Source organism: Kitasatospora sp. cg17-2, assembly GCF_054031055.1.
The window spans coordinates 6,687,993-6,711,346 of record NZ_CM132923.1; the positions used below are offsets into that span (position 1 = coordinate 6,687,993).

The window sequence follows — 23,354 nt, forward strand, 5'->3', positions numbered from 1 at the left end:
GCGGGCCCGTGGTCGAACCCCCGCCTGCGGGGCGCCGCCGGGGGAGCCGCCCGGCGCCCGTCGGACGGAGGACGGGGGCTTGACGACGAGCCCTAGGGTCGGGGGCATGAGTGGACACGTGGGCATCGTCCTGGTCTCGCACAGCGCCACGCTGGCCGCGGGGTTGAGGGAACTGCTGGGGGAGCTCGCCTCGCCGGAGGTGCGGGTGCTGGTGGCCGCCGGGACCGAGGACGGCGGGCTCGGCAGCAGCTACGAGCTGATCGCCCGGGCGGTGGCGGCGGCGGACTCCGGGGCCGGGGCCGTGGTGCTGCCGGACCTCGGGAGCTCGGTGCTGACGGCGCAGACCGTGCTGGAGGACGAGCCCCGCCCCGGGGTGGTACTGGTCGACGCGCCGTTCGTGGAGGGTGCGGTCGCCGCCGCGGTGACCGCCTCGACCGGGGCCGCGCTGGCCGAGGTGGTCGCTGCGGCCGAGGAGGCGCGAGGCTTCCGCAAGCTGTGAACAGCGGCGTCAGCTACTTGGCGTCGGCGTAGCACTCCACCACGGCGGTGCTCAGCGGGAAGCGGACCGGGGTCTCGCCGAAGACCAGGCGCCGGGCCTCGTCCGCCGCCGCGTCGACCGCCGCCGCCACCTCGTCCGCCAGATTGGCCGGGGTGTGCACCATCACCTCGTCGTGCTGGAAGAACACCAGGTGCGGGCGGTCCGCCGCCGAGGCCACCGGCAGCTCGGCCAGCCGGCGCCGCAGCGCGGCCAGCAGCGCCAGCGCCCAGTCCGCCGCACTGGCCTGGATGACGAAGTTGCGGGTGAACCGGCCCCGGGAGCGGGCCCGGCGCCCGCCCTCCTCGCCGCCGGCCTCGCCCGCCTCGGTCAGGTCGAGGAAGTCGGCCGAGGCGGGCGGGCACGGACGGCCCAGCCGGGAGGCCACCACGCCGCCGTCCTCGCCGGTGCGGGCGGCCGCCTCGACATAGCCCATCGCGGCCGGGTAGCGGGTGCGCAGGGTCGCCAGCAGCGGGCCGATGTCGCCACTGGTCTGGCCGTACATGGCGCCGAGCAGGCCGAGCTTGGCCTTGTCGCGGTCGCCCTGGAAGGCGGAGGCGGCGAGCGCCTCGTACAGGTCCCCGCCGGCCGCGGTGCGGGCCAGCCCGGCGTCCTGGGAGAGCGCGGCGAGGACCCGGGGCTCCAACTGGGCGGCGTCGGCGACCACCAGCAGCCGGCCCGGGTCGGCGACCACGGCGCGGCGCAGGATGCGCGGGATCTGCAGCGCGCCGCCGCCGCGGCTGGCCCAGCGGCCGGAGACCACGCCGCCGACCACGTACTCGGGGCGGAACCGGCCGTCGCGCACCCAGGCGTCCTGCCAGGCCCAGCCGTGCGCCACGTGGAGCCGGGACAGCTCCTTGTAGCGGATCAGCAGCCGGGCCGCCGGGTGGTCGATCCGCTTCAGCTCCCAGGAGCGGGTGGAGCCGAGCTGGATGCCGGCCTCGGCGAAGGCGCGCAGCACCTGGGCGTGCGAGTCGGGGTTGAACACGCGGCCGCCGAGCGCCTCCCGGAGCTCGGCCGCGAGCTCGGCGAGCACGCGCGGCTGCGCGCCGGCGACGGTCGGGCGGGGGCCGAGCAGCTCGGTGAGCAGCCGGTCGTGCACGTCCGTCCGCCAGGGCAGGCCGTCGTGGCCCATCTCGGCGGCGGACAGCGCGCCCGCCGACTCGGCGGCCACCAGCAGCCGGTACCGGCCCCGGGCCGCCGGGTCGTCGATCGCCGCCAGCCGGCGCTGCTGCTCGGCGTGGACGGCGACCACGGCGGCCAGCGGGTCGGTGCCGGGCGGCAGCTGGAGCCGGTCGGGGGCGAACAGCGTGTCCTGGCCGTCGTCGGCCTCCGCGGAGCCGGGCTCGGGCAGGTCGGCGGGCACCGGCAGACCGCGCAGCCGGGCCCAGGCGGCGCCCAGCGACCGGGGGGCGCCGAACCGGCCCTCGTGGGCGAGCAGCAGCGCCTCGACCAGCCGCAGGTCGTGGCAGCGGGCGAGCCGGCCGGGCAGCCGGGGGAGCAGCGGGTCGTAGCCGGAGTCGGCGGCGGCCCACACCCAGCGCGGGTGCTCGGCGGCCTCCCGCCCGGCGACGGCGGCGGCGAGGTCGGGCACGGGGACGGGCGGCCCGAGCGGGGTGCCCGCGTCGTCGAGCGGCTGGAGCCGGCCGCCGGGGCCGTGCGGGTCGGGGGCGAGGGCGATCCTGGGTGCCACGGGGCTCCTCCTCTCGTGCGGACGGGGGCCGTCCGGGGGCGTACGGCCGGTCGGTTCCGACGGTAGCGGGAGGGTACGACAACCGGAGCCGTGCCGTTCGGCGGCCGGGCCGGGGCGCGCGCGTCAGGTGCGCGCCGGTGGCCGGGAGGAGGCGTAGGCAGCGCCGATGACACGGCGTAAGGTCGGCGGAATGACCGAGAACCCGTTCTTCACGGCCAGCACCCTGGCCTACGAACTGCCGCCGTTCGCCGAGATCCGGCCGGCGCACTACCTGCCCGCCTTCGAGCGCGGGATGGCCGAGCAGCTGGCCGAGATCGCCGCGATCACCGCCGATCCGGCGCCGGCGACCGTCGAGAACACCCTGGTCGCGCTGGAGCGCTCGGGGGCGCTGCTGCGCCGGGTCCGCGGGGTCTTCGACAACCACTCCTCCGCCGACACCACCCCCGAGGTCGACCGGATCGACGCGGAGATCAGCCCCCGGCTGGCCGCGCACCGGGACGCGATCCACCTGGACGCCGCGCTGTTCGCCCGGGTCGAGGAGCTGCACTCCCGCCGCGCCGAACTCGACCTGGACCCGGAGTCGCTGCGGCTGCTGGAACGCCGGTACACCGCGTTCGTCCGGGCGGGCGCCCGGCTGGGTGCCGAGCAGCAGGCCCGGCTGCGCGGGATCAACGCCGAACTGGCGTCCTTCGCCTCGGAGTTCCGCCAGAACGTGTCGGCCGACTCGCAGGCCCGCGCGCTGGTGCTGGAGTCCGCCGAGGAGCTGGCCGGCCTCTCCCCGGACGCGATCGCGGCGGCCGCCGAGAACGGCCGCGCGCTCGGGCGCGAGGGCACCTACGTGCTCAGCCTGAAGAACTTCTCCAACCAGACCGAGCTCGCCTCGCTCACCGACCGCTCGGTGCGGGAGCGGCTGCTCACCGCCTCGCTCGGCCGGGCCGCCGGGACCAACGGCCCGCTGGCGATCCGGATGTCCGCGCTGCGCGCCGAGCGGGCCCGGCTGCTCGGGTACGACACCCACGCCGCCTACGTGGTGGCCGACGAGACGGCCGGCACCGTGGAGGCGGTGGACGCGCTGCTCGCCCGGCTGGTGCCGCCGGCCGTGGCCAACGCCCGCCGGGAGGCCGCCGAGCTGGCCAAGGTCGCCGCCGCCGACGGTGTCGAGGAGATCGCCGCCCACGACTGGGCGTACTACTCGGAGCAGGTCCGGCAGTCCTCGTACCAGGTGGACGCGGCGGCGCTGCGCCCGTACTTCGAGCTGGAGCGGGTGCTGCGGGACGGCGTCTTCTTCGCCGCGAACCTGGCCTACGGGGTGAGCTTCACCGAGCGCCCCGACCTGGTCGGCTACCACCCCGAGGTGCGGGTCTTCGAGGTGTTCGACGCGGACGGCACCGCGCTCGGCCTGTTCCTCGGCGACTTCCACGCCCGGGCGTCCAAGCGCGGCGGGGCCTGGATGGACGAACTGGTCACCCAGTCCGGGCTGCTGGGCCAGCGGCCGGTGGTCTACAACAACCTGAACATCGCCAAGCCGGCGCCCGGTGAGCCGGTGCTGCTGTCCTGGGACGAGGTGCGCACGCTGTTCCACGAGTTCGGCCACGCGCTGCACGGGCTGTTCTCGGACGTGCGCTTCCCGTACTTCGCGGGCACCGCCGTGCCGCGGGGGGGGGGGGGGGGGGGGGGGGGGGGGGGGGGGGGGGGGGGGGGGGGGGGGGGGGGGGGGGGGGGGGGGGGGGGGGGGGGGGGGGGGGGGGGGGGGGGGGGGGGGGGGGGGGGGGGGGGGGGGGGGGGGGGGGGGGGGGGGGGGGGGGGGGGGGGGGGGGGGGGGGGGGGGGGGGGGGGGGGGGGGGGGGGGGGGGGGGGGGGGGGGGGGGGGGGGGGGGGGGGGGGGGGGGGGGGGGGGGGGGGGGGGGGGGGGGGGGGGGGGGGGGGGGGGGGGGGGGGGGACTTCGTGGAGTTCCCGTCCCAGGTGAACGAGATGTGGATGGTGTGGCCGGAGGTCCTGGCCAACTACGCGCGCCACCACGCCACGGGCGAGCCGCTGCCGGCCGAGCTGGTCGGGCGGATCGAGGCGGCGGAGTCCTTCGGGCAGGGCTTCCGGACCGTCGAGTACCTGGCGGCGGCGCTGCTGGACTGGGCCTGGCACACCCTGCCGGAGGGCCAGGAGGTGGCGGACGCCGAGGAGTTCGAGGCGGCGGCGCTGGCCAAGGCCGGGCTGGCGGTGGCGGCTGTCCCGCCGCGCTACCGGACCACGTACTTCGGGCACATCTTCGCCGGCGGCTACAGCGCGGGCTACTACGCGTACATCTGGTCGGAGGTCCTGGACGCCGACACGGTGGAGTGGTTCAAGGACGGCGGGCGGAGCGTGCGCGAGAGCGGCGAGGTGTTCCGGCGCGAGCTGCTGGCGCGCGGCGACAGCCGGGACGCGCTGGACTCCTTCCGCGCGGTGGTCGGGCGCGACCCGGAGACCGCCCCGCTGCTGGCCCGGCGCGGGCTGCTGTAGCGGGGGCACCGGTCCGGCGGCGCGCACCGCGCCGCCGGACCGGGACCCGGGAACGACCGGGGGTCAGCGCGGTTCCAGGACGACGGTGACCGGAGTGCCCGGGCGGGCGTGCGGGAGCCGGATCCGGGCGTGACCGGCCCGCTCGCCGCTCGGCTGCTCGACCTCGACCAGGGCGCCGGACGGCTGTGCGGTGATCCGCACACCGGTGGGGAACGCGGCGGCCGGCAGGGCGAGTTCGGTGCTCCGGCCGGTGCCGTCGGCGTTCCAGCGGACGGTGTGCCGGGCGCCGTCCGAGGCGGTCCGGGCGCCCGTGCCGGCGGTCGCGACCGGGTACGGGCCGAAGGCCGGTTCCTCGCCCGGGGCGGGCCGGCCGGCCGGATCGAGCGCGCAGTAGCCGCCGTTGCCCCGGCACCAGTACCAGAGTGTCCAGCCGCCCGCGAAGCCGTCCATCGCCTCGACCTGGCGTCGGACCAGCTGGGTGTTGCCGGGTGTGCGGGAGTTCGGCGGGCCCCACTCGCCGACCAGCACCGGCAGTCGGCGGGCGGTCGGGTAGGCGGTGATCGCGGCGGTGTAGCGCTCGACGAAACCGCCGGCCGGGTCCCAGTCGGCGCCGGACTCCACGGCGGTGTCGTAGAAGTGCGGCGCGTAGCCGAGCCGGGGCGCGCCGGGGCGGGGGTCGGTGAAGCCGGGCAGCCGGGTGGGGACGCCCTGGCCGACCAGGACGGTCGGTTCGACGAACAGCCAGGCGCGGGTGTCGGCCCGGCGCACGGCGGTGATCAGCCGCCGGTACATGGCGGCCAGCCGGCCCTGTTCCAGCTCGGCGGCGGCGCGGGCGAGCACCTCCGGGTCGGCCGGGTCGCCGTCCACCGGGCCGAACGGCTCGTTGAACAGGTCGTAGCCCAGCAGCGAGCGGTGGCCGCGCAGTTCGCGGGCCAGCCGGGTGTAGAAGTCGGTCTGCCAGGCGCGCAGGTCGGGGTCGTCGTAGAGGTGCCGGAAGGCGGCCTGGACGCCGGGCTGGAAGTAGCCGGCGAACCAGTCGTCGGGGTCGGGTTCGAACGGCAGGCCGTCGTCGCGGGTGGCCCAGGGCGGGACGCCGCGGTCCCCGCCGCCGAAGTACGGGCCGTAGACGTCCTGGTGGAGGTCGACCAGGACGAGCAGCCCGGCGCGGTCGGCCGCGTCCAGGAGCCGGTGCAGCCGTCGCAGTTCGGCCGGGTCGAGGCGGCCCCGGGTCGGCTCCAGCCTGGTCCAGGAGACCGGCAGGCGGACCAGGGTGAAGCCCCGGGCGGCGATCGAGCCGAGGTCCTGCTCGGTGGCCTCGGCGTACTTGTCCAGGTTGAAGCCGCGCAGCTGGAGCCGGCGGCCGGCGGCGTCGGTGAGGTCGGTGCGGCCGTCCGGGGCGGTGGCGGTACCGGTGGGGAACGCCGGTGCGCGGGACGGGGAGTGGGCCCGGGCCGGAGCGGCGGGCAGGGCGAGGGCGGCGGCGATCAGGAGGGCAACGGCGGTGCGGGGCGGGCGCATCGGGACCTCCGGGGTGGGCGGGGGTGGGGCCCGATGATGCCCGCCGGGTCCGCGCCGCACAAGGGAGCGGTGCGGACCCGAAGCGGAACCCGGCTGCCGGTACGGGAGGTTGGCGGTGGGTCGGCCGGTGGGTCAGCCGGTGGGTCAGCCGGTGGGGCGGCCGGTGGGTCAGCCGGTGGGTCGGTCCGGGGGCTCGGCCGCCGGGGCCGGCGCCGGCCCGGCGGGCAGGGCGGCGGTCGGCAGGTCCGCGGCGGCGGCGAGCCGCCCCCAGAGCAGGTCGGCGAGCGCCTGCACCATCCGGGTGCGCGAGCAGGGCCGGGACTCCAGCCACCAGTCGCCGGCCGCCAGCACCATGCCGGTGATCGCCCGCCCCCAGACCTCGGCGAGCAGTTCGCGGTCGGCGCCGAGGTCGACCTGCCCGGCGACGGCCCGGGTGATCTCGTCGGCGATCTGCCGGAGCGCCGGGGCGAGCGCGTTGCCCGCGCCGCTGGGGTCTCCGGGTTCGGGGTGGGTGAGCAGCCGGTAGACCTGGGGGCGGGACTCGATCCCGGCGAGGTAGGTGTCCAGGACGTGCTCGACCCGGTCGCGGCGTTCCAGCGGTTCGGCCAGCGCGGCCCGGACGGCGGCCAGCAGCCCGCCGGTGTGGCGTTCGGTCAGGGCCCGGATCAGACCGTTCCGGTCGCCGAAGTGCCGGTAGAGGATCGGCTTGGTGATGCCGGCCTCGGCGGCGATGGCGTTCATGCTCGCGCCCGGGCCCTCACGCTGGACGACCCGGTCGGCGGCGTTGAGCAACTGCTCGCGGCGGGGCTCTGGGTCCATGCGCTGTTCCTTCGCTTCCGGGCCGGGTGTTGCGGCACCGGCGTTGACACCGGTTACCAAGCAGTAGCAGACTCCGACGATGTTACCGGTGGTAACACCCCGGTCGGTCGCACCTTTCGTCGGAGGCACCCACTCATGAGCACCTTCTCGCTGGACCCGGGTCCGGACCAGATCGCCGTCCGCGACTGGCTGCACGGTTTCGCCGCCGACGTGGTGCGGCCCGCCGCCGCCGAGTGGGACGAGCGCGAGGAGACCCCCTGGCCGATCATCCAGGAGGCCGCCAAGCTCGGCATCTACTCGCTGGACTTCTACGCCCAGCAGTACTTCGACCCCTCCGGCGTCGGCATCCCGATCGCCATGGAGGAACTCTTCTGGGGCGACGCGGGCATCGGCCTGTCCATCGTCGGCACCACCCTCGCCGCCGTCGCGGTCCTCGCCAACGGCACGGACGAGCAGATCGGCACCTGGGCGCCGCAGATGTTCGGCACCCCGGACGACGTCAAGGTGGCGGCGTTCTGCTCCTCCGAGCCCGACGCCGGCTCCGACGTCTCCGCGCTGCGCACCCGCGCCGTGTACGAGGAGGCCACCGACGAGTGGGTGCTGAACGGCACCAAGACCTGGGCCACCAACGGCGGGATCGCCGCCGTCCACGTGGTGGTGGCCACCGTCGACCCGGCGCTCGGCGCGCGCGGGCAGGCGTCCTTCGTGGTGCCGCCGGGGACGCCGGGGCTGAGCCAGGGCCAGAAGTTCAAGAAGCACGGCATCCGGGCCTCGCACACCGCCGAGGTGGTGCTGGACTCCGTCCGGCTGCCCGGGCACTGCCTGCTCGGCGGCAAGGAGAAGCTGGACGAGCGCCTCGCCCGGGCCCGCGAGGGCGTCCGCAAGTCCGGTCGGAACGCCGCGATGGCCACCTTCGAGGCCTCCCGGCCCGCCGTCGGCGCGCAGGCGATCGGGATCGCCCGGGCCGCCTACGAGGTGGCGCTGGACTACGCGAAGACCCGGGTGCAGTTCGGCCGCCCGATCATCGACAACCAGGGCGTCGCCTTCCAGCTGGCCGACATGAAGACCCGGATCGACGCGGCCAGGCTCCTGGTCTGGCGGGCCTCTTGGATGGCCGCCACCAACCAGCCGTTCACCTCGGCCGAGGGCTCGATGTCCAAGCTCTACGCGGGCGAGACCGCCAAGTGGGTCACCGCGCAGGCGATGCAGATCCTCGGCGGCAACGGCTTCACCCGGGAGTACCCGGTCGAGCGGATGCACCGGGACAGCGCGATCTACTCGATCTTCGAGGGCACCAGCGAGATCCAGCGGCTGGTGATCGCCCGGGCCGTCTCGGGTCTGCCGATCCGCTGACCGCCGACGGCCGGGCCGGGGGTCGGCGGGCGGCGGTCGCGGGGCCCGGGGGTCGGCGGGCGGCGGTCGCGGGGCCCGGGGATCAGCGGGCGGCCCAGAAGGTGAGCCCGGCCGACAGGGCGCCCACCACCGTGCCGACGACCGTCTGCGCGGTGGTGTGGTCCCGCAGCACCACCCGGGACCAGCCGATCGCCGCCACCAGCGGATAGAGCAGCAGCCACCAGGGCGAGAGCGCGACGGCCAGGCAGACCGTCGCGCCGCTCGCCACGGCGGTGTGCACGGAGATCTTCCACCAGACGGTGATCACCAGGATCGGGACCAGTGAGGCGAGCATCGCCACCACCGTCGCGGTCAGGTCGCGCGGGGCGTCCGCGGCGCGCATCACCACGAGGCCGGTCGCGACCGAGACCATGATCAGCGGGAAGAGCGTGAGCCGCCGCTGCCGGTGGCCGACGTGGCGGTCGCCGACGGTGCCCCGGCGCATGCCGAAGTGGATCAGCAGGGTCGGGACCACGGCGGTGAACACGGCCGCGAACGCCGCCCAGGCGAGGCCGGTCCAGCCGTAGCGGAGGCCGCCGAGCAGAAGCAGCATCGCGATGATCACGTTCTTCGGCTCCAGGCCGTCGGTGATCCGGCGGGCCCGGGCCGTCGTCGGCGGAGTGCCGGTGGTCGTCGCGGTGGTCATCTCGGTGGTGCTCCAGGCTGGTTCGGCGGCGGATCGGTCGCATGATCGTATCCGCCGGGCCGGTTCCGGCCGGGCGCCCGTTCCACCCCGGCCGACCCTGTCCGACCTGGTCCGACCCCGTCAGAACCGCGGCGGCCGCCGTTCGAGGAAGGCGGCGAGGCCCTCGCGGACGTCCGGGGCCTCCCGGGAGCGGCGCTCCCAGGGCGCGAGGGCCTCGGCCGCCCGCTCCGGCGGCACCGCCAGCGCGGCCTTGACCGCGCCGATGGTCTGCGGCGAGCGGGTGGTCAGCAGCCGGGCGAACCCCAGTGCCTCGGCGTCCAGTTCGGCGGCCGGCAGGACGCGTTCGGCCAGCCCGAGCGCGGCCGCCTCCGGCGCGGACAGCAACTCGCCCGAGAACAGCAGGTACTTGGCGCGGGCCGGGCCCACCAGCCGGGCCAGCCGCAGGGTGGGCACCGCCGGATAGACCACGCCCAGCTTGGCCGGGGTGATGCCGAGCCGGGCGTCCTCGGCGACGAAGCGCAGGTCGCAGGCGACCGCCAGCTGGCAGCCGCCGCCGACGCAGGCGCCGTGCACCACGGCGAGGGTCGGGTGCGGGAATGCGGCCAGGGCCTCCTCCGCGGCGACGTTCACCGCGTGGTAGGCGTCGGCCCGGTCCGGATCGCCGTAGACCCCGGCCAGTTCGTCGATGTCGGCACCGGCACTGAAGGTGCCGCCCGCTCCGGTGACCAGCAGCGCGCGCACGCCCGGTTCCTCGGCCAGCCGCTTCAGCACCTCCGGCAGGGCCTGCCAGATCGCCAGGGTGACGGCGTTGCGCCGGTGCGGGCGGTCGAACTCCAGCACCGCGACGCCGTCCTCGCCGACGTGGGCGTTGAGGCCCTCGGTCTCGGTGGGCAGCGGGGCGCGGTCGCGCGTCAGCAGCGGCCGGGTGGCCATGGGCACCTCCGGGAGGGTGTGGGTGCGGCCACTCTCCCAGAGTCCGGCCCCCCGGAGTCCGGCGGCGTGGCTCAGGGTCGGGCCGCGCGGCTCAGGACCGGGCGGCGCCGTAGTCGCCGAGCCCCCGCGCGGCCAGGGCGAAGGCCCGGTCGGCGGCGGCCAGGGCCTCGGGCAGGACGTCCGCCGCCCGGTCGCCGGTCAGCATCCGGCGCTGGTTCTCCTCCGTCAGGGTCAGCTGGGTGCCGAGCAGCTGGGCGGCGGCGACCCGGGCGGTCAGCGGGTCCTGCGCCGGGTCCCGGGCGAGCAGTTCGGTGGTGAGCGCCGCCCGGGCGCCCGCGTCGAAGCCCGCGTACGCCCGCAGCGCCAGCACCGGGGTGCGGTGGATCAGCCGGACCACGTCGATCACCTGCTGCTGGTCGCTCAGGCCGGTCGCCGGGTCGAACGCGGCCAGCGCGGCGACGTAGTGGGTGTGCAGCGCGGTCACCGCCGGGACCTCCGGGGCCGCCTCGCGCACCACCCGGGCGGGCTCGCCGATGTGCTGCTCCATCGGCCCGAGGACGAGGTCCTCCTTGGTCGCGAAGTAGTTGAAGACGGTCATCTTGGACACCTCGGCGGCGGCGGCGATCTCGGCCACCGAGACCTCGTCGAAGCCGCGTTCGGCGAACAGGGCGATGGCGGTCTGCCAGATCCGGATCGCGGTCTGCCGCTTCTTGCGCTCCCGCAGGCCCGGTGCGGCCTTGTCGCCCCCGCTCCCGTCGGCCCCGGTTCCGGTGGTCCCGACCGCGATTTTCGTCATGAAGTGACTGTACCAGGATCAAAGATGTACCGGGCTGAAGAATTGACCGAGTCAAAAAAGACTGCCATGGTGGTGCCGCGCCGCCGGGCCGAACCGGTTCGGCGCGGGGCGTCCCGACGCCCGGACTCCGCGATCCCAGGGGGGACTTCCGATGGCCGTGACCACACCGCCGATCGCTCCGGCGGCCGGACCGCCGACCGCCGCGACGCCGACCGCTCCGGCACCGGCCGCGCCCGCGGCGGAGCTGATGACCGAGTCCCGGCGCAAGCTGGGCATGCTGCTCTGCCTGGTCACGATCGTGCTGGCGGTGCTCGACATGAACATCGTGTCGGCGGCCACCGTGCCGATCGTCCGGGACCTCGACCCGGTCCACGGCGTCGACCGACTGCCCTGGCTGGTCAGCGCGTTCGCCCTGGCCGCGACCGCGCTGCTGCCGCTCTACGGCAAGCTCTGCGACGTCTACGGGGCGAAGCGGGTACTGATCGGCGCGGTCGGCACCTTCCTGCTCGGCTCGGCGCTCTGCGGGGCGGCCGGCTCGATGGAGCAGCTCATCGCGTTCCGGGCGGTCCAGGGCATCGGCGGGGGCGGGCTGATGAGCGTGACCATGGTGGTGATGGCCCAGCTGAAGGATCCGGACGAGGGCGGCGGCGGGGGCGGCGCGGGCGGGATCGTCGCCGGTGGCGGAATGGCCGTCGGACCGCTGATCGGAGGGCTGCTCGCGGACCACCTGAGCTGGCGCTGGATCTTCTACGTCAACCTGCCGATCGGCCTGGCCGTGCTGGCCGGGGCCGTGCTGGTGCTGCGGCTGCCCGCCGGGACCGGCCGGCGCGGGCTGGACTTCCTCGGCGCCACCCTGGCCGCGGCCTTCGCCACCGGCCTGCTGCTGATCACCGAGTGGGGCGGCCGGACCTACGGCTGGACCTCCCCGCAACTGCTCGGCCTGGCCGCGGCCACCGTGCTGGTGTTCGTGCTCTTCCTCCGTCGTCAGGCCACCGCTCCCGACCCGGTGCTGCCCCTCTCGCTGTTCCGGATCCCGGAGATCCGGATCGGCTTCGCGCTGCAGGGCCTGGTCGGGGCGGGGATGATGGGCGCGATCATGTACGTGATGCTCTACCTCCAGATCGCCCGGGGGGTCGCCGCGACCTCGGCCGGCCTCTACCTGCTCCCGATGGCGGTCGGGATGACCGTGATCGGCCTGGTGGTCGACCGGCTGACGGCCCGGGGGGTGTCGGTCCGCGCCGTCCTGGCGGCGGGCGCCGTCTGCTCCGCCACCGCGCTGCTGCTGCTCGGGCTGAGCGGGCCGGGGACGTCGCTGTGGCTGGTCCGGGCCGAACTGCTGCTGCTCGGCGTGGGGCTGGGCCAGTTGATCGGGCACCTGATCTCCGTGGTCCAGGCCGCCGCCCCGGCCCACCAGTTGGGGGTGGCCACCACCGGTGTCCGGTTCTTCCAGACCCTGGGCAGCGCGCTGGGGGCGGCCGTCTTCGGCACCGTGCTGGCGCGGGAGTTCAGCGCGGCCGAGCCTGGGGTGGCGCTGGGCGCGGTCGGCCGGCTGACCGGCGCGGCCCGGGAGCACGCGGTGGCGGGCTTCGTGGACGCGGTGGACACCGTCTTCCTCTCGGCGTCGGGCGTGATGGCGCTGGTCGTGCTGCTGGCGCTGCGGCTGCGGCCGGCCGGGGCGGCGGAGCGCGGCGAGCGGTAGCCGGTCGGGGCCGCCCGACGGCGGGTACGGCGCGGGGCCCGGTGGAGTCGTCCACCGGGCCCCGCCGCTGCGGTCCGGGCTCAGCCGGTGGGGTCCGGGCCCCGCCGCCGCGGTCCTGGCTCAGCCGGTGGGGGCGCCCTGGGGCTTCCACTCGTGGGTGAGCAGGGACCAGACCTCGCCGTCCTGGTGGACCCCGGCGTGCAGGTAGCTCTCGCGCAGCACGCCCTCCAGGGTGAAGCCCATCCGCTGGGCGACGGCCCGGCTGCGGAGGTTGGCCGGCTGGTTGTGCCACTCGATCCGGTGCAGGCCGCGGACGGTGAAGGCGTAGTCGATCAGGTGCCGGACGGCGGTGCCGACCAGGCCCCGGCCCTGGCCGGCGGGCTCGGTCCAGACCCCGATCTCGCAGCTGCCGGCCTTGGCGTCGAACCGGACGAACATCACGCCGCCGACCAGCGTGCCGTCCAGCCAGATCCCGTACAGCCGGGCGGTGTCGGCGGCCTGGCGGTCGGCGTAGTTCTGCAGGACGGTGCGGGCCGAGTCGAGGTCGGTGGCGAGGCCGGCCCAGTTGATCCAGGCGTCGATGTGGGCGCGGCCGCGCTCGATGTGCTCCAGGTACTCGGGGGCCTGCCAGGGCTCCAGCGGGCGGAGCTCGGCGTTCTCGGAGAGGGGTACGGCGAACATGGGCGTGCCTTTCGCAACGAGGGGTCGGTCGGATCGGTGCGTCATGCGTAACAAACGTTTGGTACGTAAGATAACCCCATGACGCCTGCCCGTGGAGACCACGAAGCCCGCCGGACCGAAGTCTCGGAGGCGGTGTGGCGGGTGCTGTCGACCCGGGGTTTCGAGGCGCTGACGCTGCGTGCGGTGGCCGCCGAGATGGGGGCCACCACCGGGCTGCTGACGCACTACTTCCCCAGCAAGAAGGCGTTGGTCGCGCACGCGCTGGAGCTGCTGGACCGGCGCTCGCTGGAGCGGCCGCGACGGTTGGCGCCGGCGGACGGCGGGCCGCCGCCGGCGCCCGGGCTGGCCCGGTTGCGGGCGGCGCTGCTGGACATCCTGCCGCTGGACGCGCCGGGCCGGGCGGGCAACCGGATCTGGGTCGGTTCCTGGGACGTCGCGCTGGCCGATCCGGAGCTGGCGGAGGCTCACGCGGCGCGGTACGCGCGCTCGCGGCGGGTGCTGGCGGAGTGCGTGGCGGACGCGCAGCGGCTGGGGGAGCTGCCGGCCGGGCCCGCGGCGGACGGGCTCGCGGCGGGTGCGCAGAGCTTCGTCCTGGGGCTGGTGGTGCAGGCATTGTTCGCCCCGGCGGAGTTTCCGGCGGAGCGGCAGGTGGAACTGCTGGACGCCTATCTGGCGGGACTGGCCCCGGCCTGACGGCGGGCCGCCGGCGGCGGGTGTCCGACATCGGCGACGCGGGGTCCTCGGCGCCGGTGCCACCGGGTGTTCGGTGCCGGTGTTTACGGCACCGGAATTCCCCGGCGGGGACTTTTCGGAGAGTGCATGACACGCATGGTCACGGGTTATGCGCGCTGGGTGCCGAAGAGCGGTCGGCCGCTCGGCGGGGCGTCCGCAATTGACCGGTACGGGTAATACGCGAACTGCCCGGTGGGAGGACGTCGCGAGGTGTGTGGCGCCCCCAGCAGGATTCGAACCTGCGACCTACCGCTTAGAAGGCGGGTGCTCTATCCGCTGAGCTATGGGGGCGGGACGGACGGCGCCCGGGAGGGCGTGACCGTTGCCGGGATCGGGCGGTGGGCGCGTGGCGCCCGCTGTCCGTCCCCGTACCTGAGGATGGGGTGTGGGGGGTGGCGGGTCCCTGCCCTGTCAGGGGACAGGATAAGGGTGCTCCGTTCCTCGGTCGGGTGTTACGACACCGCCGTTGGTGTGTCGGCCTAGGTGGAGCGGTCCGATAATCGCAGGTGAACGCCGTGCGTGCAGCGGTCTGGCGGTCTTCGGCGCCGGACGTTGTGCACTCGTTACGGGGCTGTCTGCACACCCGTTATGGATTCGGCACGGAGAAAGCACCGCGGCCGGGGGCGGCATCGACGCGGGTGGGGGGCCGCATTCGGGTTCCTTCGGTCGGATGACGTGCGCGGACGGTCGGCACGGCCACCCCTGCGGGTGTCCGGGCCGCGCGGGAGCCCCCCGGTTTGTTGTCATGGCCGCGCAGAGCGACGGTGCGACGGTCGTACAAAGGCCGAAATTCACCCCTGCGGGCGACGGTGGTTTTCCACAGGCCCGATTTGTCCACAGGATTTCCGAACTCAGCTGCGCGCATTTCCCGGGAAGCGCACTCTCCGGGTGTGCCGGTCGATTCCGTACGGTGCAACAGCGAGAACGGAGTGTGGCTGTGAACGGTACGCAGGTGACGGTGATCGGGAATGTCGCCACGGAGGTGACGTACGCCCTGACCCCCGGCGGGGTGCCGGTGGCGAACTTCCGGCTGGCCTCGACCGAGCGGCGCTTCGACCGGGCGCGGGAGGTCTGGGTCGACGGCGAGACGCAGTGGCTGACGGTGACGGCGTGGCGGTCGCTGGCGGGGCATCTGATCGACTCGCTGACGAAGGGCGACCCGGTGGTGGTGAGCGGGCGACTGAGGGTGCGGGAGTGGGCCGAGGGGGAGGCGAAGCGCAGTCGGGTCGAGATCGACGCCCGGTCGGTCGGGCACGACCTGAGTCGCGGTACGGCCAGGTTCAGTTGGGCGCCGGGCGGTCGGGGCGGAGTGCCGGAGGAGCCGGGCCCCGGCGCCGGGGCGGCCTTCGGCGAGGCGGTGCCCGGGTGGATCGTGGACGCCCTGAGGGGGCGGCGGGCGGTGGACGGCGGCGACGGGCCGGCGACCGAGGGGGAAAGTGGGGGTGACGCCTAGCGGCCCGACGGGTGTCCGACGGGTCGTCCGACTGTCGACAAATATGTGAATCGAGACGGTCGTTGCGCCCGTGCGCGCAATCCTGTTCCGGTTAGCGGAATGATCCGGTAATTCTGGCTACCCGTCAGCTTGTGTGGATAGTGGGAGGGTTGATAACGATCGAGATACGGAATCGTCCTAATTTCGCATGGGGGTTTCCGGACCTCCGGGGCTCCATAGGATTCGTCTGGTTCACATCGTGAAGCGGCGCCACAGGGGGCGCGGCAAGCAAGGCGGGCTGCCCACCGGCATGGCCCGGCCCGAAGGGATCCCAAGATGTTCCAGAGGCAGGGGCGGGCGCTTCCCCGCATAACCACTGTCATGCTCGCGACCAGCACCGCGCTGGCCGGGGGCCTGTTCGCGGCCGGTGCGGCGGCTGCGGCCGACGAGCCGGGCGGCGGCGTCACGGCGGTGGTCCAGCCGACCCTGATGAGCGAGGAGATCGCCATCGAGGGGAGCCACTCGATCCAGGGCGGGCTGTTCACCCTCAAGACGGCCGACGGCGAGATCAAGACGTACTGCATCGACATCGACCACCCGGTCGACATCACCAAGGCCATCGAGTACCGCGAGTCCGACTGGAAGTCGAGCTCGCTCGGCCGCCCGGAGAAGGCCCAGGACGCCTCCAAGATCCGCTGGATCCTGGAGAACTCCTACCCGCAGGTGACGGACCTCAAGAAGCTGGCCGCCGACGCCGGCGTCAAGGGCGAGCTCACCAAGGAGGACGCCGCCGCCGGTACCCAGGCCGCGATCTGGAAGTTCTCCGACGGCAAGAACGCCGTCCCGGTGGACGCCGAGGCCAAGCAGCTCCGCGACTACCTGGTCAGCGAGAAGAACAAGGGCATCGCCGCCGAGCCCAAGCCCTCGCTGAGCCTGACCCCGGACTCGGTGTCGGGCAAGCCGGGCACCAAGCTCGGCCCGTTCACCCTCAACTCCAGTGCCAACGAGGTGAAGCTGGCGCTCGCCGGCGACGCCGCCGACAAGGTCAAGCTGGTCGACAAGGACAACAAGCCGGTCTCCGACCTGCCCGGTCCGATCGCCAAGGACACCCAGCTGTGGCTGGACGTCCCGGCCGGCACCCCGGACGGCACCGCGAGCATCAACGCCAACGCCGAGACGGTCGTGCCCAGCGGCCGCGTCTTCCTCAGCAAGGGCTACACCCCGGAGAAGCACAGCCAGACCATGATCCTGGCGGGCTCCACCAAGCTCGCCGTCAAGGACACCGCCAAGGCGACCTGGAAGGCCGCCAAGGGCCCGCTGGTCGACAGCTCCGCCGTGGTCGAGTGCGTCTCCAACGGCGTCAAGGTCTCCGTCGCCAACGGCGGCGACGAGGCCGCCGCCGTCTCGGTGAAGCCGGGCAAGGACATCACCGTCCAGCCGGGCAAGATCGAGACCGTGATCGTCCCGGTCGCCGAGGACACGGCCTACGACATCACCGTCACCGGCCCGAACGGCTTCAGCAAGAACTTCAAGGGCATCCTGGACTGCAAGAACACCAGCGTGACCACGCCGACCCCGACCCCGACCCCGTCGGCCACCACCCCGAGCACCAAGCCGTCGACCCCGGCGCCGACCACCGCGGCCCCGACCACCCCGGCTCCGGTCGTGACCCCGAGCGCGACCCCGTCCGCCTCGGCCACCACCACGGCCGCCCACCCGGCGCCGACCAGCACCGCCCCGGGCACCACCGGCGGTCTGGCCCAGACCGGTGGTAGCGACGCCACCCCGGTCATCGCCGCCGTCGCCGGCGGTCTGGTCGTGGCCGGCGGTGCCGCGGTCTTCCTGCTGCGCCGTCGCCGCCAGGGCAACGCCGCCTGAGGCACCGGCCCTGGGCACCGGCCCGAGGCCGATCCGGTAGGACCGGGGCACTGACCCGGGAGCACCGGGCGCCGAACAGCCCGTAACGGCCCGGCTCCCCGCACCACGTGTGCGGGGAGCCGGGCCTTCGCGCGTCCGGACGACAGGGGCAGGACGGGGTCAGGGCAGGGGTCAGGACGGGGGCAGGACACCGCGGCGCGGGGATGCGGGGCGCCGCCGGGCGGTGCGGACCGGGGGCGGACCGGGGGCGGAGCGGCGCCGGACCGCGGCGGGCGGGCGCCCGGTGGGGAGCAGCCGTTCGGGGCTCCCGTTCCGGTGCGGCACAATGGAAGGCTGCAAGCCGAATAACTCCCCGACGACGCCGGAGCGATCTCACGTGGCGGAATACATCTACACGATGCGCAAGGTGCGCAAGGCGCACGGCGACAAGGTCATCCTTGACGACGTGACGCTCAGCTTCCTCCCCGGGGCGAAGATCGGCGTCGTGGGCCCCAACGGTGCCGGTAAGTCCACCGTGCTGAAGATGATGGCCGGCCTGGAGCACCCCTCCAACGGCGACGCCTTCCTCTCGCCCGGTTTCACCGTCGGCATGCTGCTCCAGGAGCCGCCGCTCGACGAGTCCAAGACCGTCCTGGAGAACGTCGAGGACGGCGTCAAGGAGATCAAGGGGAAGCTCAACCGCTTCAACGAGATCGCCGAGCTGATGGCGACCGACTACTCGGACGCCCTGCTGGACGAGATGGGCAAGCTCCAGGAGGACCTCGACCACGCCGAGGCCTGGGACCTGGACGCCCAGCTGGAGCAGGCCATGGACGCCCTGGGCTGCCCGCCCGGCGACTGGCCGGTCACCAAGCTCTCCGGTGGCGAGAAGCGCCGCGTGGCGCTCTGCAAGCTGCTGCTGGAGGCCCCGGACCTGCTGCTGCTCGACGAGCCCACCAACCACCTGGACGCCGAGTCGGTGAACTGGCTGGAGCAGCACCTGGAGAAGTACAAGGGCACCGTCGTCGCCGTCACCCACGACCGGTACTTCCTGGACAACGTCGCCGAGTGGATCCTGGAGCTCGACCGCGGCCGCGCCTACCCGTACGAGGGCAACTACTCCACGTACCTGGAGACCAAGCAGTCCCGGCTCAAGGTCGAGGGCCAGAAGGACGCCAAGCGCGCCAAGCGGCTCAAGGAAGAGCTGGAGTGGGTCCGCTCCAACGCCAAGGGCCGCCAGGCCAAGTCCAAGGCGCGTCTGGCCCGCTACGAGGAGATGGCGGCCGAGGCCGACAAGATGCGGAAGCTGGACTTCGAGGAGATCCAGATCCCGCCGGGCCCGCGTCTGGGCAGCGTCGTCATCGAGGTCGAGAACCTCAACAAGGCCTTCGGCGAGAAGGTCCTGATCGACGACCTCAGCTTCACCCTGCCGCGCAACGGCATCGTCGGCATCATCGGCCCGAACGGCGCCGGCAAGACCACCCTGTTCAAGATGCTCCTGGACCTGGAGACCCCGGACAGCGGCACGGTCAAGGTCGGCGACACGGTCAAGATCAGCTACGTCGACCAGTCGCGCGCCAACATCGACGCGAAGAAGACCCTCTGGGAGGTCGTGTCCGACGGTCTGGACTGGATCAACGTCGGTCAGGTCGAGATGCCGTCCCGCGCCTACGTCTCGGCGTTCGGCTTCAAGGGCCCGGACCAGCAGAAGCCGGCCGGCGTGCTCTCCGGCGGTGAGCGCAACCGCCTCAACCTGGCGCTCACCCTGAAGCAGGGCGGCAACCTGCTGCTCCTCGACGAGCCCACCAACGACCTCGACGTCGAGACCCTCTCCTCGCTGGAGAACGCGCTGCTGGAGTTCCCCGGCTGCGCCGTGGTCATCTCCCACGACCGTTGGTTCCTGGACCGGGTCGCCACCCACATCCTCGCCTACGAGGGCGAGAGCAAGTGGTTCTGGTTCGAGGGCAACTTCGACTCGTACGAGAAGAACAAGGTCGAGCGGCTGGGCTCGGACGCGGCGCGTCCGCACCGGGCCACCTACAAGAAGCTGACCCGCGGCTGACAGCCAGCCATGACGACGGCCCGGCAGATCCGCCCCACCGGGGGCGGGTCTGCCGGGCCGCGGCCCGACCGGCAGCCGACGCCGGCGGGCACCGAAGGTCGAGGAGAACACCCGTGTCACGCCACATCTACGCCTGCCCGCTGCGCTGGTCCGACATGGACGCCTTCGGGCACGTCAACAACGTGGTCTTCCTGCGCTACCTGGAGGAGGCCCGGATCGACTTCATGTTCACCCAGGCCGCCGAGGCGGGCGCCGGCGAGTTCGCGGGCGGTTCGGTGGTGGCGCGCCACGAGATCGACTACAAGCGCCCGCTGGTGCACCGGCCCGAGCCGGTCACGATCGAGACCTGGGTGACCCGGATCGGCGGCGCCTCGCTGACGGTCTCCTACGAGATCAAGGACACCGCCGAGGACGGCACCGAGACGGTCTACGTCCGGGCCTCGACCGTGGTCGTCCCCTACGACCTGGCGGAGGGCCGGCCGCGCCGGATAAGCCCGGTGGAGCGGGAGTTCCTGTCGCGGTTCGTGGACGAGGAGCCGGCCGTCGCGGTCTGACCGCACCCGGCGCCGGCCACCGCCCGGCACCCGCCGACCGACCGTTCCGCCCGCCCGATGCCCCGGATGTGAGCCGCAGCGTTGAACAGCACCGCCACCCTCGCCCTCGCCGACGCCGGGGAGGCCGCCGACCTGGCCGCCTTCCTGGTCCGACTGCTGCGCTTCGACCGGGCCGCGGCGGTCCGGTCCCAGGGCGTGCCGCAACCGGACGGCAGCGGTGTGCTGGCCGTCTTCGGGCGGCTGCCGCTGGGTGGTTCCGGTGTGCTGGCGGTGCGCACCGCCAGGCTCGCCGGGCTCGACGGGCCGGTCGACCTGACCGTCTCGGCCGGGCAGCTGCTGGACGGCGTCGACACCGGGGCGAACACCCTCGCCCTGCCCGGACCGGTCACCGGTCCGGCCTGGGCCGGGCTGCTGCCGCCGCGCACCGGCTGGCGGCCGGTCGGCGAACCGCCCGCCGCCCAGGTGTACGGCGAAGTGATGGCCGCCGTGCGGGAGTTCCGCGAGCGCAGCGAGGCCGTCCCGGAGCACCACCGGACCCGGCCGGTGCTCGACGCGCTGGCCGACGAGATCTGGTCCCGCCCGGTCGCCGTCCTGCCCGAACTGCCGCTGCGCGCCGCCCACGCGGCCCGGGTGATCGGCTTCCTGGACCCGGTGGCCCCGCTCACCGTGCACCGGGCGGGCGGCTGGCTGCGGCTCTCCGCCCCGGCGGGCTCGGTGGCCCTGCGCACCGCGGCGGCGCTCGGCGCGGGCCTGGGCCTCAGCCCGGTCCGCCCCGCGTAGCCACCTCGTAGGGCCCCGCGCGCGGGGCCCGGGGCCTCGTCAGCCCTCGGTGTTGACCATCGAGGCGGCGGCGTAGGTGAGGTAGTCCCAGAGCTGCTGCTCGGCCTCGGCCGGCAGGGCCAGCTCGTCCACGGCGACCCGCATGTGCTTCAGCCAGGCGTCGTGCGCCGCGCGGTCCACCTTGAACGGCACGTGCCGCATCCGCAGCCGCGGGTGGCCGCGCTGCTCGCTGTACGTGCGCGGGCCGCCCCAGTACTGCATGAGGAAGAGCGTGAACCGCTCCTCGGCCGGCCCGAGGTCCTCCTCGGGGTACATCGGCCGGAGCAACTCGTCCTCCGCGACGCCCTGGTAGAACCGGTGGACCAGCCGCCGGAAGGTCGGTTCGCCACCGACCTGCTCGAAGAAGGTCTCCTCGCTGGGCGTGCCACGCCGGATCTCGTTCACCGGACCATGGTCGCAGACGGCGGCGGGGCCGTACACCGGGACCTGGGGACCAGGACCTTCGGCGTACGACCCCGCACGGGCCGACCGGGGGAGGGGCGGGCGGTCAGTCCTCCCAGCGGAACAGCTTCCAGGAGATGCCGGTCATCACGGCCGCGAACAGCAGCAGGCCGCCCATGGTCGGCAGCGCGTCCATCACGCCGCCGCCCCGGGAGAGCACCGACTGCGAGGCGGTGACCAGGTGCCGCAGCGGCAGTGCCTGGGAGATCGCCTCCAGCCAGCCCGGCATGCCGTCGGTGGGGAAGAACGAGCCGGACAGGAACGACATCGGCAGCACGATGATCTGCGAGATGCCGTTCGCCGCCTCCTCGGTCTTGGCGATCGAACCGGCCAGCAGGCCGATCGACATGAAGGCGACGGTCGCGCAGACCACCAGCGGGACGATCAGCCACCAGTCGCCGGTGAGCTTGAGCCCGAAGAACGGCGTGGTCGCGACCACCAGGAAGACGGCGGTCTGGACCAGCGCGGTGAGGACGGAGACCGCGACCCGGGAGGCGATCACCGACCCGGCGCTCACCGGGGCGAGCCGCAGCCGGCGCAGCACCTTCTTCTGCCGCCAGCCGACCAGGGTCAGCGCGGCGCCGAACACCGCGCCGGTGGCCACCGCCCAGCCGAGCAGGCCGGGGGTGAGGAACTGGATCGGCTTGAGCGAGCCGTCCTCGACCTGGCTGCTCTCCATGACGAAGGCCGGGGGCTTGCCGGTGGCGGCCTGGTTGGCCTGCTGGACCACGGAGTTGACGATGCCCTGGACGGAGCCGGCGCGGACCTGGTCGGCGGCGCTGTAGCGGACCACGACCTTGCCGTCCGGGCCCTCCTTGATCATGGCGTCGAGGTCGCCCTTGCGGACCTTCTCCAGCGCGGCGGCCTCGTCGTCGCCCTTGGAGATGGTCAGCACCTGCTCCAGGCCGGCCCGGGCCTCGCCCTGGACCGAGTCCAGGACCCGGACGGCGCCGACCTGTTCGACCTTGGCGTGCGGGCTGGAGGCGCCCTTGAGCAGGGTGCCGAACAGCATCAGGAACATCAGCGGGAACAGCAGCACGAAGAACAGCGCGCTGCGGTCGCGGACGAAGGAGACGATCATCACCCGGGAGAGGCTGGCGAAGGCGGAGACCCGCTCGCGCTCGGCCGGGGGAGGGCCGTCCGGTGCGGGGGCCTGCACGGGCGCGGCCGTGGTGGGCTCGGCGGTCATGCGCGGTACTCCCGTCCGGTGAGCTGGAGGAAGACGTCCTCCAGGGTGGCGCCGCGGACCTCCAGGCCCCGGAGGGCGCCGCGGTCGGCCAGCACGGAGAGCACCGGCGCGGGCAGCCGGGTGGAGAGCGAGAGCGAGACGCCGTCGTCCTCCAGCGAGGTGGTCTCCGCCCCGGCGGCGGTGAGCAGTTCACGCGCGGTGTCGATGGGCAGCTGCCCGGACTCCACGCTGATCCGGACGGTGTCGTCGATCTCGCGGATGAGCGCGGCGGGTGCCCCGGTCCGCAGGATCCGGCCGCGGTCCATCACCGAGACGCGGTCGCAGAGCACCTCGGCCTCGTCCAGGTAGTGGGTGGTCAGGACGACGGTGCGGCCCTCGGCGTTGATGGCGCGCAGCAGGTCCCAGAGGTTGCGGCGGGCCTGCGGGTCGAGGCCGGTGGTCGGCTCGTCGAGGAAGACCAGCTCCGGTCCGTGGACCAGGGCGCAGGCGATCGAGAGCCGCTGGGCCTGGCCGCCGGACATCTTGTCGGTCATCACCCCGGCCGACTCGGTCAGGCCGACCCGCTCCAGCATCGCGTCGGCGGCCTTGGGGCCGACGCCGTAGAAGGAGCCGAAGGTGCGGATGGTCTCCCGGGCGGTGAGGCGGTTGAAGAAGGCGGAGGCCTGGAACTGGACGCCGATGCGGCGCAGCAGCTTGGGGTTGCGCGGCCAGGGCGCCAGGCCCAGCAGCTCGATCCGGCCCTCGTCGGGCTTGCGGATCCCCTCCAGGATCTCCAGCGTGGTGGTCTTCCCGGCGCCGTTCGGGCCCAGGATTCCGTAGAATTCGCCGGCCTCGACGGTGAGTGACACTCCGTCGACGGCCTGTACGTCCCCGTACCGCTGACGGATACCGTCGGCGGATATTGCAGCAGTCATATCGACTGAGGGTAGGGCTGCAGGGTCACGACGGGGAGATGTCGAAGCATCATTTGATGATCATTTTTACAAGGTGCCGCTGAGCCGTGACTCCGGGGAGGGGCGGTGCGGTCCGGGAGACCCC

At 74.0% G+C, this 23,354-nt stretch carries 20 protein-coding genes and 1 tRNA gene; 10 read left to right on the forward strand and 11 right to left on the reverse strand.

Features of this window, described 5'->3' with window-relative positions:
• Positions 1 to 106: 106 nt before the first annotated feature.
• Entirely contained in the window at positions 107 to 499 is a 393-nt protein-coding gene (gene dhaM, locus ACW14Y_RS28160) for a dihydroxyacetone kinase phosphoryl donor subunit DhaM (RefSeq protein ID WP_380299844.1), read from the forward strand.
• 13 nt (positions 500 to 512) lie between these two features.
• On the opposite strand, the gene ACW14Y_RS28165 is transcribed toward dhaM, so the two are convergent.
• Positions 513 to 2,228, reverse strand: coding sequence for a bifunctional 3'-5' exonuclease/DNA polymerase (locus ACW14Y_RS28165; protein ID WP_380299843.1), 1,716 nt, complete (start codon positions 2,226 to 2,228; stop codon positions 513 to 515).
• A 190-nt stretch (positions 2,229 to 2,418) separates the two neighbouring features.
• Between ACW14Y_RS28165 and ACW14Y_RS28170 the strand changes: the two genes are divergently transcribed.
• Complete coding sequence (locus ACW14Y_RS28170; protein WP_456983730.1) at positions 2,419 to 4,725, forward strand: M3 family metallopeptidase; 2,307 nt, start codon at positions 2,419 to 2,421, stop codon at positions 4,723 to 4,725.
• A 63-nt stretch (positions 4,726 to 4,788) separates the two neighbouring features.
• On the opposite strand, the gene ACW14Y_RS28175 is transcribed toward ACW14Y_RS28170, so the two are convergent.
• Together ACW14Y_RS28175 and ACW14Y_RS28180 are read right to left on the reverse strand one after the other, a co-directional pair.
• Entirely contained in the window at positions 4,789 to 6,243 is a 1,455-nt protein-coding gene (locus ACW14Y_RS28175) for a cellulase family glycosylhydrolase (protein WP_456983731.1), read from the reverse strand.
• A gap of 168 nt (positions 6,244 to 6,411) precedes the next feature.
• Complete coding sequence (locus ACW14Y_RS28180; RefSeq protein WP_456983733.1) at positions 6,412 to 7,062, reverse strand: TetR family transcriptional regulator; 651 nt, start codon at positions 7,060 to 7,062, stop codon at positions 6,412 to 6,414.
• Positions 7,063 to 7,197: 135 nt separating this feature from the next.
• Here ACW14Y_RS28180 and ACW14Y_RS28185 point away from each other — a divergent pair, with 135 nt between their 5' ends.
• Complete coding sequence (locus ACW14Y_RS28185; protein WP_045939259.1) at positions 7,198 to 8,415, forward strand: acyl-CoA dehydrogenase family protein; 1,218 nt, start codon at positions 7,198 to 7,200, stop codon at positions 8,413 to 8,415.
• A gap of 82 nt (positions 8,416 to 8,497) precedes the next feature.
• Here ACW14Y_RS28185 and ACW14Y_RS28190 read toward each other — a convergent pair whose 3' ends face one another.
• The 3 genes from ACW14Y_RS28190 to ACW14Y_RS28200 all read right to left on the reverse strand — a co-directional run bounded on the left by ACW14Y_RS28190 (position 8,498) and on the right by ACW14Y_RS28200 (position 10,829).
• Positions 8,498 to 9,100, reverse strand: coding sequence for a hypothetical protein (locus tag ACW14Y_RS28190; protein ID WP_456983735.1), 603 nt, complete (start codon positions 9,098 to 9,100; stop codon positions 8,498 to 8,500).
• Between the two features lie 120 nt (positions 9,101 to 9,220).
• Positions 9,221 to 10,033: an enoyl-CoA hydratase/isomerase family protein gene (locus tag ACW14Y_RS28195; protein WP_380299853.1), complete on the reverse strand. Its 813-nt coding sequence runs from the start codon at positions 10,031 to 10,033 to the stop codon at positions 9,221 to 9,223.
• 91 nt (positions 10,034 to 10,124) lie between these two features.
• The gene (locus ACW14Y_RS28200) at positions 10,125 to 10,829 is read right to left on the reverse strand and encodes a TetR/AcrR family transcriptional regulator (protein WP_456983738.1); all 705 of its coding nucleotides are present in this window, start codon (positions 10,827 to 10,829) and stop codon (positions 10,125 to 10,127) included.
• Positions 10,830 to 10,980: 151 nt separating this feature from the next.
• On the opposite strand from ACW14Y_RS28200, the gene ACW14Y_RS28205 reads away from it, so the two are divergent.
• Positions 10,981 to 12,528: an MFS transporter gene (locus ACW14Y_RS28205; protein WP_456983739.1), complete on the forward strand. Its 1,548-nt coding sequence runs from the start codon at positions 10,981 to 10,983 to the stop codon at positions 12,526 to 12,528.
• A 120-nt stretch (positions 12,529 to 12,648) separates the two neighbouring features.
• On the opposite strand, the gene ACW14Y_RS28210 is transcribed toward ACW14Y_RS28205, so the two are convergent.
• Complete coding sequence (locus tag ACW14Y_RS28210; RefSeq protein WP_456983741.1) at positions 12,649 to 13,209, reverse strand: GNAT family N-acetyltransferase; 561 nt, start codon at positions 13,207 to 13,209, stop codon at positions 12,649 to 12,651.
• 78 nt (positions 13,210 to 13,287) lie between these two features.
• On the opposite strand from ACW14Y_RS28210, the gene ACW14Y_RS28215 reads away from it, so the two are divergent.
• On the forward strand, positions 13,288 to 13,902 hold the full coding sequence (locus ACW14Y_RS28215; protein ID WP_380299834.1) for a TetR/AcrR family transcriptional regulator: 615 nt from the start codon (positions 13,288 to 13,290) through the stop codon (positions 13,900 to 13,902).
• Between the two features lie 254 nt (positions 13,903 to 14,156).
• Here ACW14Y_RS28215 and ACW14Y_RS28220 read toward each other — a convergent pair.
• Positions 14,157 to 14,232: transfer RNA gene (locus ACW14Y_RS28220), tRNA-Arg, on the reverse strand.
• Between the two features lie 646 nt (positions 14,233 to 14,878).
• On the opposite strand from ACW14Y_RS28220, the gene ACW14Y_RS28225 reads away from it, so the two are divergent.
• From ACW14Y_RS28225 to ACW14Y_RS28245, 5 genes are all read left to right on the forward strand, one after another.
• Positions 14,879 to 15,394, forward strand: coding sequence for a single-stranded DNA-binding protein (locus ACW14Y_RS28225; protein WP_380299833.1), 516 nt, complete (start codon positions 14,879 to 14,881; stop codon positions 15,392 to 15,394).
• Between the two features lie 360 nt (positions 15,395 to 15,754).
• Positions 15,755 to 17,251, forward strand: coding sequence for a Cys-Gln thioester bond-forming surface protein (locus ACW14Y_RS28230; protein ID WP_380299832.1), 1,497 nt, complete (start codon positions 15,755 to 15,757; stop codon positions 17,249 to 17,251).
• A gap of 376 nt (positions 17,252 to 17,627) precedes the next feature.
• Positions 17,628 to 19,292: an energy-dependent translational throttle protein EttA gene (gene ettA, locus ACW14Y_RS28235; protein WP_078880160.1), complete on the forward strand. Its 1,665-nt coding sequence runs from the start codon at positions 17,628 to 17,630 to the stop codon at positions 19,290 to 19,292.
• A 113-nt stretch (positions 19,293 to 19,405) separates the two neighbouring features.
• On the forward strand, positions 19,406 to 19,846 hold the full coding sequence (locus tag ACW14Y_RS28240) for an acyl-CoA thioesterase (protein WP_328954801.1): 441 nt from the start codon (positions 19,406 to 19,408) through the stop codon (positions 19,844 to 19,846).
• An 81-nt stretch (positions 19,847 to 19,927) separates the two neighbouring features.
• Positions 19,928 to 20,626, forward strand: a complete 699-nt coding sequence (locus ACW14Y_RS28245) for a hypothetical protein (RefSeq protein WP_380299830.1) — start codon at positions 19,928 to 19,930, stop codon at positions 20,624 to 20,626.
• 39 nt (positions 20,627 to 20,665) lie between these two features.
• Here the strand turns inward: ACW14Y_RS28245 and ACW14Y_RS28250 are convergent, their stop codons facing one another.
• The 3 genes from ACW14Y_RS28250 to ACW14Y_RS28260 form a co-directional block, all read right to left on the reverse strand.
• Entirely contained in the window at positions 20,666 to 21,070 is a 405-nt protein-coding gene (locus ACW14Y_RS28250; protein ID WP_266274292.1) for a globin, read from the reverse strand.
• A gap of 103 nt (positions 21,071 to 21,173) precedes the next feature.
• A complete protein-coding gene (locus tag ACW14Y_RS28255; protein WP_402723531.1) occupies positions 21,174 to 22,316 on the reverse strand; it encodes an ABC transporter permease in 1,143 nt (380 codons plus the stop codon).
• Entirely contained in the window at positions 22,313 to 23,230 is a 918-nt protein-coding gene (locus ACW14Y_RS28260) for an ABC transporter ATP-binding protein (protein WP_380299828.1), read from the reverse strand. Before ACW14Y_RS28260 ends, ACW14Y_RS28255 begins: the two co-directional genes overlap by 4 nt.
• Between the last annotated feature and the right edge of the window lie 124 nt (positions 23,231 to 23,354).